The sequence below is a fragment of the Paraburkholderia sp. A1RI_3L genome (genome assembly GCF_048957895.1).
Taxonomy (GTDB): Bacteria; Pseudomonadota; Gammaproteobacteria; order Burkholderiales; family Burkholderiaceae; genus Paraburkholderia; species Paraburkholderia kururiensis.
The window spans coordinates 156,224-169,544 of the sequence record NZ_JARCHA010000006.1 but is presented as its reverse complement, the minus strand read 5'-3'; the positions used below and the strand labels follow the sequence as shown (position 1 = coordinate 169,544).

12 protein-coding genes and 1 tRNA gene are annotated in these 13,321 nt (G+C 66.1%); 5 read left to right on the top strand and 8 right to left on the bottom strand.

The genetic code is table 11. The features are described from left to right. Positions 1-76 precede the first annotated feature (76 nt). Positions 77-1,513 carry an alpha,alpha-trehalose-phosphate synthase (UDP-forming) gene (gene otsA / locus PXJ20_RS18125; protein WP_026121336.1) on the top strand — a complete coding sequence of 479 codons (1,437 nt, stop codon included), beginning with the start codon at positions 77-79 and terminating at the stop codon, positions 1,511-1,513. A gap of 225 nt (positions 1,514-1,738) precedes the next feature. Here otsA and PXJ20_RS18120 read toward each other — a convergent pair whose 3' ends face one another. The 6 genes from PXJ20_RS18120 to PXJ20_RS18095 form a co-directional block, all read right to left on the bottom strand. Next, positions 1,739-3,244: an MFS transporter gene (locus PXJ20_RS18120; protein WP_421030548.1), complete on the bottom strand. Its 1,506-nt coding sequence runs from the start codon at positions 3,242-3,244 to the stop codon at positions 1,739-1,741. A gap of 71 nt (positions 3,245-3,315) precedes the next feature. Then, positions 3,316-3,819 carry a YbhB/YbcL family Raf kinase inhibitor-like protein gene (locus PXJ20_RS18115; protein WP_017774289.1) on the bottom strand — a complete coding sequence of 168 codons (504 nt, stop codon included), beginning with the start codon at positions 3,817-3,819 and terminating at the stop codon, positions 3,316-3,318. A 367-nt stretch (positions 3,820-4,186) separates the two neighbouring features. After that, the gene (locus PXJ20_RS18110) at positions 4,187-4,669 is read right to left on the bottom strand and encodes a very short patch repair endonuclease (protein ID WP_421030549.1); all 483 of its coding nucleotides are present in this window, start codon (positions 4,667-4,669) and stop codon (positions 4,187-4,189) included. 54 nt (positions 4,670-4,723) lie between these two features. Then, on the bottom strand, positions 4,724-5,998 hold the full coding sequence (gene dcm / locus PXJ20_RS18105; protein WP_421030550.1) for a DNA (cytosine-5-)-methyltransferase: 1,275 nt from the start codon (positions 5,996-5,998) through the stop codon (positions 4,724-4,726). Between the two features lie 153 nt (positions 5,999-6,151). Continuing rightward, positions 6,152-6,481, bottom strand: coding sequence for a hypothetical protein (locus PXJ20_RS18100; RefSeq protein ID WP_421030551.1), 330 nt, complete (start codon positions 6,479-6,481; stop codon positions 6,152-6,154). A gap of 224 nt (positions 6,482-6,705) precedes the next feature. Further along, a complete protein-coding gene (locus PXJ20_RS18095) occupies positions 6,706-6,948 on the bottom strand; it encodes a hypothetical protein (RefSeq protein ID WP_126878447.1) in 243 nt (80 codons plus the stop codon). Positions 6,949-7,254: 306 nt separating this feature from the next. On the opposite strand from PXJ20_RS18095, the gene PXJ20_RS18090 reads away from it, so the two are divergent. Continuing rightward, entirely contained in the window at positions 7,255-7,590 is a 336-nt protein-coding gene (locus PXJ20_RS18090) for a hypothetical protein (RefSeq protein ID WP_421030552.1), read from the top strand. Here the strand turns inward: PXJ20_RS18090 and PXJ20_RS18085 are convergent. Then, positions 7,557-7,631, bottom strand: a tRNA-Arg gene (locus tag PXJ20_RS18085). The two genes, PXJ20_RS18090 and PXJ20_RS18085, sit on opposite strands and share 34 nt — an antisense overlap. Before the next feature lie 107 nt (positions 7,632-7,738). Here PXJ20_RS18085 and PXJ20_RS18080 point away from each other — a divergent pair. Continuing rightward, a complete protein-coding gene (locus PXJ20_RS18080) occupies positions 7,739-8,503 on the top strand; it encodes a class I SAM-dependent DNA methyltransferase (RefSeq protein WP_421030553.1) in 765 nt (254 codons plus the stop codon). A 61-nt stretch (positions 8,504-8,564) separates the two neighbouring features. On the opposite strand, the gene PXJ20_RS18075 is transcribed toward PXJ20_RS18080, so the two are convergent. Further along, positions 8,565-8,777: a rubredoxin gene (locus tag PXJ20_RS18075; RefSeq protein ID WP_017774302.1), complete on the bottom strand. Its 213-nt coding sequence runs from the start codon at positions 8,775-8,777 to the stop codon at positions 8,565-8,567. Positions 8,778-9,006: 229 nt separating this feature from the next. On the opposite strand from PXJ20_RS18075, the gene PXJ20_RS18070 reads away from it, so the two are divergent. Both PXJ20_RS18070 and PXJ20_RS18065 read left to right on the top strand, forming a co-directional pair. Beyond that, a complete protein-coding gene (locus PXJ20_RS18070) occupies positions 9,007-10,932 on the top strand; it encodes an ATP-binding cassette domain-containing protein (RefSeq protein WP_413213387.1) in 1,926 nt (641 codons plus the stop codon). A gap of 339 nt (positions 10,933-11,271) precedes the next feature. Beyond that, positions 11,272-13,257, top strand: coding sequence for a DNA topoisomerase IV subunit B (locus tag PXJ20_RS18065; protein ID WP_017774304.1), 1,986 nt, complete (start codon positions 11,272-11,274; stop codon positions 13,255-13,257). The last annotated feature ends 64 nt before the right edge of the window (positions 13,258-13,321 follow it).

The window sequence follows — 13,321 nt, the reverse complement described above, 5'->3', positions numbered from 1 at the left end:
TCTCGGGCAAGGCGGCACGCGAATTGCGTGTGTTCGGCGGGCATCCCGCATGCAACGAGAAAGGAGGTACTGCTGCATGGGCAGACTAATCGTGGTATCGAATCGTGTTGCGCCGACTCAGGAGGGGCGACCTTCCGCCGGCGGTCTTGCTATCGGCGTGCTGGACGCGCTCAAGGAAACGGGCGGCGTCTGGTTCGGCTGGAGCGGCGAGATCGTCGGCGAATCGTCGGAGCCTGTCATCGAGCAGCAGGGCAACGTCACGTACGCGACCGTGGGACTCACGCGGCGCGACTATGACCAGTATTACCGCGGCTTTTCCAATACCACGCTGTGGCCGACGTTCCACTACCGGAACGATCTCTCGCACTTCGAGCGCGAGGACTACGCGGGGTATCTGCGCGTCAACGAAACGCTTGCGCGACGCCTCGTCGCGATGATTCGCCCGGACGACATCATCTGGGTGCACGACTATCACCTGCTGCCGTTCGCCCGCTGCCTGCGCAATCTGGGCGTGACCAACCCCATCGGCTTTTTCCTGCATATTCCGTTTCCCGTGCCCGAGGTGCTGCGCACCGTGCCGCCGCACGAGGAACTGGTGCACTTCATGTGCGACTACGACGTGGTCGGCTTCCAGACCGAGGCGGACCGCCAGTCGTTCATCGACTTCATCGAGCGCGGACATCACGGCTCCGCGAGCGAGGACGGCATGCTGCACGCCTACGACCGTCTGCTGAAGGTGGCCGCGTACCCCATCGGCATCTATCCGGATGCGATTGCGAAGGCCGCCATGCAGTACAGCGACCGCAAGGCGGTGCGCAGCCTGCGCGACGGCTTGCGCGGCCGCAAGCTGATCATGAGCGTGGACCGGCTCGACTACTCGAAGGGTCTCGCGGAGCGCTTCCAGGCCTTCGAGCGGCTGCTGCAGAACGCGCCGGGCTGGCATGGGCGCGTTTCGCTCGTCCAGATCGCGCCGCCTACGCGCTCGGACGTGCAGACCTACCAGCGCATCCGCCAGAACCTGGAGGGCGAGGCGGGGCGTATCAACGGACGTTTCGCGCAGCTCGACTGGACGCCGATCCAGTACCTCAACCGCAAGTACGAACGCAACCTGCTGATGGCGCTCTTCCGTACCTCGCAGGTCGGCTACGTGACGCCGCTGCGCGACGGCATGAACCTCGTCGCGAAGGAGTATGTGGCGTCGCAGGATCCGTCGGACCCGGGCGTGCTCGTGCTTTCGCAGTTCGCAGGTGCGGCCGAGCAGATGCCGGGCGCGCTCGTGGTAAATCCGTTCGATCTCTCGCAGACGGCCGAGGCGCTGGAACGTGCGCTCTCGATGCCGCTTGCCGAGCGTCAGGCGCGGCATGCCGACATGATGACTTCGCTGCGCGAGAACAATCTCTCGGTGTGGCGCGATACCTTCCTCGCGGACCTGCGCAACGTGGCGACGGCGGCGTCGGTGACGGCGAAGGCAGTCAAGCAGCCCATCAAGCTCGCTCACGCCAAAGCGGCTTGACGCCTCGCGTGATAGTCGCTTGATAGATAGGCGCTTGATAGGCGCTCTATAGCCACGTAACGACCAGCAACGGGCTACCCAAAGCCCAGCGAACAGCCGGCACGATGAAAGGCCAGGTGCCTTCCACCGTGCCGGCTCTTTTCATCTTTGTGTTGCCTTTCACCCGGTCCGCCGCGCGCCGTCGCGACAACTCGGCCGCCGCGACAACCCGCCCCCCCGACCGTGTCATGCCCCCACGCCGTTCGCCGGTTGCCGCAACCGCAGCAGGCTCACCATAGCGGCGAGCACCGAAAAGCCCGCCGCGAGATACAGCGCGATGACGGGCCCATGGGTCGGCGACACGCCGAAAATCAGCGCGACCAGCGCGGCGCCGAGCGTCTGCCCCGTGAGCCGCGCGGTGCCCAGCATGCCGCTCGCGCCGCCGCTGCGTTCACGCGGCGCCGAGGCGAGCATCTGCCGGTTGTTCGGCGACTGGAACATGCCGAAGCCCGCGCCGCAGAGTGCCATGCGCCAGGCGATGTCGATGGCTGAAGGATGGGCCCCGAGTGTGGCGAGCAGCAGCAGGCCCACCGTCAGCGTGGCAAGCCCGATGCCGCCGAGGATGCCGGCCGGGTAGCGGTCCGAAAGAATGCCCGCGAGCGGCGCGGCGCCCACGATCACGAGCGGCCACGGCGTCATGAGAAAACCGGTCTCGACCTGCGAGAGCCCGAACGTTTCCTGCATCAGGAACGGCAGCGAAACGAAGGCGAGCATCTGGGCACAGAACGAGCAGACCGACGTGCCCACCGACAGCCCGAACGCGGGAATGCGCAACAGGTCGACAGGCAGAAGCGGCGCGGGGCGTGTCAGTTGCCGGCGTACGAAGAACCAGCCGGTCACGGCGGCCACGACGAATTGGGCGGCCACCCACGCGCGCGACTCTCCGTGGCCCAGACCGTCCACCGCGAAGATCAGGAGCCCGAACACGACCGCGTTCATCACGGCGCTCACGTAGTCGTAGGGCGCGCGGTGTTTCACGTTGACGGGCAGCGCGCGCAGGCCCAGCGCGAAGGCCGCAATACCGATCGGCACATTGATGGCGAAGAGCCACGGCCATGGCGCCACCGAGAGCACCGCGGACGCGACGGTTGGCCCCACGGCCGACGAAATGGCCACCACCATCGCGTTGATCGACACACCGCGTCCGAGCAGCTTCGGCGGATAGATCATGCGCACGAGCGCCGTGTTGACGCTCATGATGCCGGCCGCGCCGAACCCCTGGATCACGCGCGTCATGGCGAGCACCGGCAGCGAGCCCGACACCGCGCAGCCCAGCGACGCAACCGTAAACAGCGCGAGCCCCGCGAGATACACGCGCCGGTAGCCGATGCGGTCGCCTAGCGAGGCGAGCGGCAGCAGCGAAATCGTGACGGCAAGCTGATACGCGTTGACCACCCAGATGGACGATGCCGCACTCGCGTGCAGATTGCGCGCGATCGTGGGCAGCGCCACGTTGGCGATCGCGCTGTCGAGTACGGCGAGCGTGATGCCGAGCGCCACGACGACGATGGCCGCGTAGCGCTGCGGCAGCGGCAGTCCGGGCTCGGGCTCGCGGCCCTGCTGCGGACGTTGCTGTGCGTCGGTGCCGCGGCCGGCACGTGCTTCGCCGGATGGAGCGAGCGTGTCTTCGCGCGCGGCTGCCGCGCCAAGGGTTTCGGAAGAGGGTGCGGATGAAATGGATGAGGTGCGCATCGATGGTATCGAAGCGGCGCGGCGGCTGCGTGCCGCCACGCCATCTCGCGGGCCGGCAGCGCAGTCGCGGGCTACTTCAGTTCGTAGAGTCCCGTGTAGGTTGTCGAGTCGATTTCGTTCAGGTGAATCATGAAGCGCGCCACAGCGTTCGTCGTGTCCGCGGTAATGGGCAACTGAGGCACCTTGAGCGCGTGAATACGGAAGATGTAGCGATGCGGCTTGTCTCCGCGTGGCGGCGCCGCGCCGCCGAAACCCACCGTGCCGTAGTCGTTGCGCACCTGCACCGCGCCGTGCGGCAGCAGACTGCCGTCGGCTTTGCCCGCGTTGCGCGGCAGCGCCCGCGCGTCGGGCGGCAGGTTGGCCACGACCCAGTGCCAGAAGCCGCTGCCGGTCGGCGCATCGGGATCGTAGACGGTGACGGCGAGACTTTGCGCGTCGCCGGGCGGTGCGTCCCATTGCAGCGCCGGCGAGATGTTTTCGCCGGCGGTGCCGAACGCGGGTTCGTTCAGTTCCTGCGCCTTCGGCATGAAGCCGTTGGCCGGAAAATCGTCGGACCAGATCCGGAAATCAGCCATTGGACGTCTCCTCAAGAACGGTTCAGCGCGCAATGAACCCGGAGGCCACGTGGTGCTTGCGCTTTCACTCGCATTTCCACGCCGCTGTTTGCTGCCAGTTTTGCTGCGATGTTCGCCGTGATGTTCGCCGCATGGGTTTGCTGCCTTGTTGCTGCAATCGCGGCGACGGATGCAGGTGGCCGGCGGGATCGATCGAGTTTAGCGCAGCGGCGCGGATGGCGCTTTCACGGCGCGTGACCGACTCGTTTACCTCGCTGGCGGCTTGCGGGATCGCATTGCGCCCGCCTGGCAGGGGGCACGAATCGTTCCCGTCACGGTTCGCGGCGCACGTTGAGGCCAGGTGCCGCCGGGGCCGCGGCGAACAATCTCAGCGAGACACCTGCAACGGCTGTGCCGCACGCGGTCCCCGTGCTTCGAAGAGGGTGAACGCGCCGCTGCGCAGCCACGTCTCCAATTGTTCGATGAGGGCGCCCACGTCACGGTCCGCGCCCCGAATCGCGCATTCCCAGACGATGGCGATGCGCCAGCCCCGGGCCGCGAGCGCGGCGAGCGCCTTCGCGTCGTTGGCGCGGTTGCGCGCGATCTTCTCGCGCCAGAACTCGGGGCGCGTCTGCGGCCACTTGAAGAGCGGGCAGTCGTGGCCGTGCCAGAAGCAGCCGTGCACGAAGATCGCCGCGCGATAGCGGGGCAGCACGATGTCCGGCCGGCCCGGCAGCTCGCGCACGTCGAGCCTGAAGCGAAAACCGCGCCGATGCAGCAGCCGGCGAACCAGGATCTCCGGCTTCGTGTTGCGTCCGCGAATGCCGGACATCATCCGGCTGCGCGTTGCGGCGTCGACGACATCCACCATGTTGCGTGGCTCCTCTGCTGCCTGCAGGCGCAAACGGTGGGCAGCGAGCGGCGCTCAGGCCGCGAGCGCCGCGGCGGCGCGGGCGGACTTGCGTTTGACGGCTACCGGGCTGGTGGCGACACCCAGATGCGGCAGCATGATGCGCGCCACCTCGCGCATCACAGGCATCACGACGCTGTTGCCGAACTGGCGATAGGCCTGGGTGTCGCTCACGGGAATGCGGAAGGTGTCGGGAAAGCCCATCAGGCGCGCGCACTCGCGCGGCGTGAGGCGGCGCGGACGCTGCGCCTTGCCCTGATGCACTAGGATCTCGGAGCCGTCCTTGTGGTAGCGCGCCGACAGCGTGCGCGTGACGCTGTCAGCCGTCGCCATGCCGAAACCGAAGCCGTTGCCCGCTGCGCGATGCTTTTCGGCGTATTGCTGGAGGTATGTCCAGAGCCCCGGCGTCAGCGTGTAACGCGGCTGCACGCAACGGGCCGTGTGATCGAAGAAGCGGTCGCCGTCCCAGGGCAGCAGGGGTTCGCTGCCGTCCGTGCGATGCAGGATGGCGCCGAGCCGCGGACCGTCGCCGGGCAGCCGCAGGTCGTCCCACGAGAACGCGGTGGGTTCGCGAAAGCCCACGAGGATGATGCGTTCGCGATGTTGCGGCGTGAAGTGGCTGCCGTCGACAACGCGATAGTGGACTTCGTAGCCCAGCTCGTCGCGCAGCGTTTGCAGAATCACCTCGAAGGTACGGCCGCGGTCGTGCGAGAGCAGGTTCTTCACGTTCTCGAGCAGGAACGCGGCGGGCCGCCTTGCCGCGATGATTCGCGCGACGTCGAAGAAGAGCGTGCCTTGCGTCGTGCACTCGAAGCCGTGCGGGCGGCCGAGCGCGTTCTTCTTGCTCACGCCCGCAATCGAGAACGGCTGGCACGGGAAGCCGGCGAGCAGCACGTCGTGGGCGGGCACGTCGGCGGCCGGAAACGAGACGATGTCGCCGATGAAGCGATGGTCGGCGCCGTGGTTCTCGATATAGGTCTTCTTCGAGAACTCGTTCCACTCGCTCGTGAACACGCACTGGCCGCCGTGCGCCTCGAAGCCCATGCGGATGCCGCCGATGCCGGCGAATAGGTCGACGAAGCGAAAGCGCGGCGCCTCGGACGCGCGGTTCGCCGCGGGCGTGCGCATCAGTTCGCGAAGGGCGGCTTCGAGCATCGCGGGGCAGGGCGTTTCGCCTTTTTCCCAGCGACGCACGGTCTTGACGTCCTTGCCGACGTGGTCGGCGATCTGCCGCTGGGTGAATCGGGTGCGTGCCTGCTTGAGCAGGTCTGGCAGGGGAGCCGGGGTCACGGAAGGTCCTCGCTGGGAATTTTGGCGGACATTATGACCGATAGACGACCCACGGTCGCGCTTTGGTTCTCAAGCGAGGGAATTTTGCTACATTGCGCGGGAAATGGAGGGGAGTCCTCGGGCCCGGCACGGGATTGGCGCGCCAGCGCCGGGTTATTGACCCTGGCGGCGCAGCGGCACGACCGCCGAGGTTTCCTCGACGGTCTCGGCGCGCGTCGGCGCGGCCTTCAGCCGACGCGCAGCTTCGGCTTCGAACTGGTCGAGCTGCAGCAGCAGGGCGTCGATGCCGCGCAACTGCGCCTTGTTGAGATGCACGGTGTCCAGCAACTGGTGCAGGCGCCTGCGCCAGTACCCAGCGGGCAGCACGTTGCTGTCGCAATCGGGGGCGAACGAAAGCCGCATCGCCCGCTCGATATGGGCGATGTCTTCGTCTATCAGGCTCGCCATATACGAGCCCATCTGCGATTTTTCGAGATCTGCCATCTCTGTTTTACGGCACGTTGGGCGGTTACTTGAGATCGGGGTGTCCCGATATTGCGGTATTCCGGTGCGGGGCGGTGGTGCAGGGCGGCGGCGCGGGAGCCGGACGGCGACCGTCACAGGCGCTTTGGCGCCTTCGGTACAACGGCCCCCGCCGGCGTCGACACGAGCGTATCAGCCGCACGGTGATCTTGCGGTGGGCGTATCCGCCAGCGGGCGACCCTCACTCAACTGGCCTTGGCGTGAACTTCATGGGCGGGCGGCGTGGTGTGGTCGAAGGCGTCGAGCTGGACGAGCAGGCCGTCGATCGCGGAAAACTGCTGTTGGGTGATGCGCTTGCCAGCGACCAGCCGCTGCAGGCGGTGCCGCCAGTAGCTGGGAGGCAGAAGCGCGCGGGTGGCATCGAGTGCCAGCGATGCTCGCATCACACGTTGAATGTGTGCGATTTCCTGGTCGAGAAGGCTGACCATGGTGTATCCCCCGTGATGGATGTTGCGTGTCTGTCGGCGTTCGGGACGTCGCTGCTTGCTATGTTCCTAATGTATGACGTTTTGGGACTCCCGTTACCTGTCAGTTTTGATAGGGAGCGGTGCGCTGCATCAGCCTGGCGCAGGGTGGCGTCACCGACGCGCCGCGGCGACGATTGTCAAGAACAGCGGCGGCGGTTTTGACATTGGTGGGCACCTCGGCGCGAACTGCTCACAATTGCCGTTCGCACATGGCCCGATGGGGCCGTTTTGGAATGGAAGAATGGAAGAATGGGGGAGGACGTAACGATGAGTCTGCTGGACAAACTACTCGCGAAAACCAATCCGGAGCAAAGCCTGCGGTGGCGGGTACTGGCGCGGGTGCTGCTGGACGATGCCGGCCGGGTGCAGGCCGTTCAGCTCAAGCGCGGCTGCGGCGATCCTGTAATCGACGAGCGAGCGCTCACCGAACTCCAGAACGGTCACTATCCGCCCACCAGGCTGGGGTCGAAGACCTCGCGCCGATGGCACGACGTGCGTGGACGATGGAAGCGTAACGGAGTGGATTGGGGGATGACGGTTGCTGCGGGGAAAGGCGTGCGTGGTGTTGCTGGTCCCCCCGACAGGAATCGAACCTGTATCTAGCGCTTAGGAGGCACTTGTTCTATCCATTGAACTACGGGGAGAGGGACCGGGCGCCGCAGGGCCAAGAGTATAACAAAGCCGCCCGGGCCGGAGAATGGCTGTTCGGACGATGGTGCAGACGCCAGTGTGCCGCTACGATTTCCACCACATGACTACGCCTGAGACCACTTCCCTCTACACCGATGCGCGCCTCGTCGCGCTTTACGACGCGCTGAATCCGTTCGCCGCCGACACGGCGTTTTATCTGGACCTTGCGGCAACGTTGCCGCGGGCGCCGATCGTCGACATCGGCTGCGGCACCGGACTGCTTGCCAGTGAATTGGCACGGCGTGGCCACGCCGTGACGGGCATCGATCCTGCCCACGCCATGCTCGAAGTCGCGCGGCAGCGGGCCGGCGGAGCGCAGGTGCGCTGGATCGAGGGCGACGCGAGTGCGGCGACGCCGTCAGGTGCCGGCCTTGCGCTCATGACAGGGCACGTGGCTCAGGTTTTCGTGAACGACGCCAGTTGGCGCGCCACGCTTATTGCCATTCGTCGCGCGCTGTGTCCGGGCGGCTGGCTCGCGTTCGAGAGCCGCAACCCGCAGGCACAGCCGTGGGAACAATGGACACCGGAGCGATCGCGACGAACCGTCGATCATCCGGTTGTCGGCCCGACAGATGTGTGGCAGCGATTGATCGAAGTGCGAAGCGACGGAGTTGGACCGCGTGTGCGCTTCGACACGCACTACCGGTTCGCGCTGATGGAAGACGAGGTTGTCGTCCCGAGCAAGCTGCGATTCCGCACGAAGGAAGAACTCGCGGCCACGCTGGACGAAGCCGGATTCAACGTGACGCAGTGGTATGGCGACTGGTCGGGCGCGCCATTGAGTGCCGACGCGCCTGAGCTGATCGTCGTCGCGACAAGATCATGAAGCCATGGCTTTGCGTCGCGAGGCGTGAGACCAACCGCGCGACACAGTTCAGCAAGCTACTTCAGAACTCCACCACCGCGAAGTCGCCCTTGCCCACATCGCAAAGCGGGCAGCGCCAGTCGTCGGGGATATCGGCGAAACGGGTGCCGGCCGGGATGCCTTCGTTCGGCAGCCCTTCTTCTTCGTTGTAGATCCAGCCGCAAATCAGGCAGACCCAGCTTTTGTATTCGACAACTTCACTCACGGCGTACTCTTCGTTCCATTCAATGCACATTCAGTGCGATTGCCGCGAGGCGCGACCGGCTCTGTGCCTCGCCGGGCGGCGGCGAGCCGCAATCTTACCGGAATTCGTCGCGCGGGCGTCTGCCGGCCCCTCCAGGCCGGTTCTCACGTTGTAGCGGTCGCGAGCGCCGCGCTCGCTGCCCATCCGGCCAGGCTGTCGCGGCTGCGCCGCCCGGTACAATGAGCGATTCCGGTCCAACGCAGCTTTTTCGGTCTCTTCCATGTCGCTTTACACCATCACCGGCGCGCAGCTCGCGTTCGGCCACGTTGCGCTGCTCGACCACGCGGACTTTTCGCTGGAGGCGGGCGAGCGCGTCGGCCTGATCGGCCGCAACGGCGCAGGCAAGTCGTCGCTCCTCAAGATCGTTGCGGACCTCACGAAGCCCGACGACGGCCTCGTCACGCGCCAGCAGAACCTCACGACGGTCTACGTGCCCCAGGAGCCGGAGTTCGACGCCGAAGCCACGGTGTTCGACACCGTGGCTTCGGGCCTCGCCCACGCGCAGCAACTGCTGGACGAGTACGACACGGTTGCACACCGCCTTGCAGAGACGCCCGAAGGCGCGGAGCACGACGCGCTGCTTGCGCGCATGAACGTGTTGCAATCGTCGGTGGATGCCGCGGATGCCTGGAACTGGCGCACCCGCGTGTCCACCACGCTCGCGCAGATCGGTCTTGACGGCGAGGCGCGCGTGGGCGCGCTCTCGGGTGGCATGCAAAAGCGGGTGGCGCTGGCGCGCGCGCTGGTCGTGCAGCCTGACATCCTCCTGCTCGACGAGCCGACCAATCACCTTGACTTCGACGGTATCCGCTGGCTCGAAGAGCTGTTGCTCTCCCAGCGCGCAAGCCTCTTCTTCATCACCCACGACCGCGCGTTCCTCGACCGTGTGGCGACGCGCATCGTCGAGCTGGACCGTGGCCGGCTGCTCTCGTATCCCGGCAACTTCTCCGCTTATCAGGAGCGCAAGGCGCAGCAGCTCGAAGTGGAGCGGATCGAAAACGCGAAGTTCGACAAACTGCTCGCCCAGGAAGAAGTGTGGATCCGCAAGGGCGTGGAGGCGCGCCGCACGCGCAGCGTGGGCCGCATTGCGCGGCTCGTGCAGATGCGCCGCGAGCGCGAGGAACGCCGCAACGTGCAGGGCAACGTGAAGCTCGATGTCGCGCAGGGCGAGAAGTCGGGCAAGATCGTCGCGGAACTGACGGACGTGACGAAGCGCTACGGCAGCCGCACCGTGGTCGACCGCTTCTCGGCCACGGTCATGCGCGGCGACAAGATCGGCTTCGTCGGCCCGAACGGCGCGGGCAAGACCACGCTGCTCAAGCTGATTCTCGGGGAGATCAAGCCGGACGAAGGCCAGGTGCGCGTCGGCACCAATCTGCAGGTGGCGTACTTCGACCAGATGCGCGCGCAGCTCGACATGGAAAAGACGCTCGCCGACACCATCAGCCCCGGCAGCGACTGGGTCGAGATCAATGGCGCGCGAAAGCACGTCATGAGCTACCTCGGCGACTTCCTGTTCGCGCCGGAGCGCGCCCGTTCGCCCGTGAAGTCGCTCTCCGGCGGCGAGCGCAACCGTCTGCTGCTCGCGCGCCTGTTCGCGCGGCCTGCGAACGTGCTGGTGCTCGACGAACCCACCAACGACCTCGATATTCCCACGCTCGAACTACTCGAAGAACTGCTCACCGATTACGACGGCACCGTGCTGCTCGTGAGCCACGATCGCGCGTTCCTGGACAACGTGGTGACCTCCGTGATCGCGGCGGAGGGCGAAGGCCGCTGGCGCGAGTATGTGGGCGGCTTTACGGACTGGCAGGTCCAGCGCGATCGCGCCGAACAGCTGCGCGAGGCCCAGGCGCCGCGCGAGAGCGCGAAGGAAGCGCCGAACAAGGAGAGTGCGGCGGCGCGCAGTGCGCCGCGCGCCGTCAAGCTGTCGTTCAAGGAGCAGCGCGAACTCGACGCGCTGCCGGAGCGCATCGCGGCGCTGGAAGCCGAGCAGAAGACCATCGCGGCTCAACTCGAAGACGGCTCGATCTTCGCGAAAGACGCTGCCGAGGGCACGCGTCTTACCGAACGCTATGGGGCGATCGAAGAGGAACTGCTGATTGCGCTCGAGCGCTGGGAAGCGCTGGAGAGCAAGCGCAAGTGAGCGCGGGCGGGCGGAGCGGGTGGGCGCCGGACGCGTGCAGGCCGCACGTGCAGCGCGTTGTAAATTGCCGCCCAGGGCGAAATCAGTAAAATACCCCGCGAACCCGCCAGCCGGCGGGCCTGCGCCGTGCCCCGGCGTCCATCGCGAACGCCTTCGCAGGCGCGCCATGGGGCACGGCAAGCCGAATGAGACGGTAAGCCGCAGGTCCGCCCGCGTAGCGAGCAACCCAATCCAGCCCGTTGTTTCGTATCGGATATTTTGAAAACTCAACGCCTTGTCCACGCAGATGTCCACAGAACATGTGGACAACCACGATGAACGGACGGACCCAAATCCACCATGTCTACGAAGAAGTCAAGCGCGGCCTATAGCGAAGCGTCGATCAAGGTGCTCAAAGGCCTTGAACCGGTCCGGCAGCGGCCCGGCATGTACACGCGCACCGAGAATCCGCTGCACATCATCCAGGAAGTCATCGATAACGCGTCCGACGAAGCGCTCGGCGGCTTCGGCAAGCAGATCATCGTCACCCTGAACGCGGACGGCTCCGTGTCCGTGGACGACGACGGCCGTGGCATCCCGTTCGGCCTGCATCCCGAAGAACGCGTGCCCGTCGTCGAAATCGTCTTCACGCGGCTGCACGCGGGCGGCAAGTTCGACAAGGCCGCGGGCGGTGCATACACGTTCTCCGGCGGCCTGCACGGCGTCGGCGTGTCGGTCACCAACGCACTTTCGAAGCAGCTCGACGTCACCGTCTGGCGCGACGGCAAGGTGGCAGACATCGGCTTTGCCCACGGCGACGTCGTGAAGCCGCTGAAGACGCGTGGGGCTACCCGCGACGACAAGAAGAGCGGCACGCGCGTCACCGTCTGGCCCGACGCGAAGTACTTCGATTCGGCGAACCTGCCGGTGGGCGAACTGCAGCGCCTGTTGCGCTCGAAGGCGGTGCTGCTGCCCGGTGTCGAGGTCGTGCTCGTCAACGAGAAGACCGGCGAGCGCCTCAACTGGAAATACGAAGACGGCCTGCGCGGCTATCTGCTGGAAGGGCTCGCGGGCAGCGACCTCGTGATTCCGCTCTTCGAAGGCGAGCGCTACGCCGAAGGCTCGCGCGCGAGCGACGACACCTTCGCCGAAGGCGAGGGCGCCGCCTGGGTCGTCGCGTGGAGCGAGGAAGGTTCGCTCATGCGCGAGTCGTACGTGAACCTGATCCCGACGCCCGCCGGCGGCACGCACGAAGCGGGTCTGCGCGAAGGCCTCTTCCAGGCCGTGAAGAGCTTCATCGAGCTGCACAATCTGCAGCCCAAGGGCGTGAAGCTGCTGGCCGAAGACGTGTTCGCGCGCGTCTCGTTCGTGCTCTCCGCCAAGGTGCTCGATCCGCAGTTCCAGGGGCAAATCAAGGAGCGTCTGAATAGCCGCGATGCGGTCAAGCTCGTCGGGTCGTTCACGCGGCCCGCGCTCGAACTGTGGCTCAACCAGCACGTCGAGCACGGCAAGAAGCTTGCGGACCTCGTCATCAAGCAGGCTCAGGCGCGCACGCGCGCGGGTCAGAAGATCGAGAAGCGCAAGAGTTCCGGCGTGGCCGTGCTGCCCGGCAAGCTCACCGATTGCGAATCCACCGACATCTCGCGCAACGAGCTTTTCCTCGTGGAAGGCGACTCGGCGGGCGGCTCCGCGAAGATGGGCCGCGACAAGGAATACCAGGCCATCCTGCCGCTGCGCGGCAAGGTGCTCAACACCTGGGAGACCGAGCGCGACCGCCTTTTCGCGAACAACGAAGTGCACGACATTTCGGTGGCGATCGGCGTGGATCCGCACAGCCCCGACGACACCGTCGATCTCTCCAACCTGCGCTACGGCAAGATCTGCATTCTTTCGGACGCCGACGTGGACGGCGCGCACATCCAGGTGCTGCTGCTCACGTTGTTCTTCAAGCATTTCCCGCAACTGATCGAGCGCGGCCACGTGTGCGTGGCGCGCCCGCCGCTCTTTCGCGTCGATGCGCCGGCACGCGGCAAGAAGCCCGCGCAGAAGCTCTACGCGCTCGACGAAGGCGAACTCGACGCCATTCTCGACAAGCTGCGCAAGGACGGCGTGCGCGAATCGCAATGGACCATCAGCCGCTTCAAGGGCCTTGGCGAAATGAGCGCCGAGCAATTGTGGGACACCACGATGAACCCGGACACGCGACGCCTGTCGCCCGTGGCGCTCGGCGACCTCGACTTCGATTCCACCGTCGCGCGCATGACCATGCTGATGGGCAAGGGCGAAGCGGCCGCGCGGCGCAGCTGGCTCGAAGAGAAGGGCAACGAAGTCGAAGCGGACATCTGAGCGCGGCGCGCGTGCACGTATGAGACCCGCGCACCACGCAGGACAGGACCAGAACACGGATTGA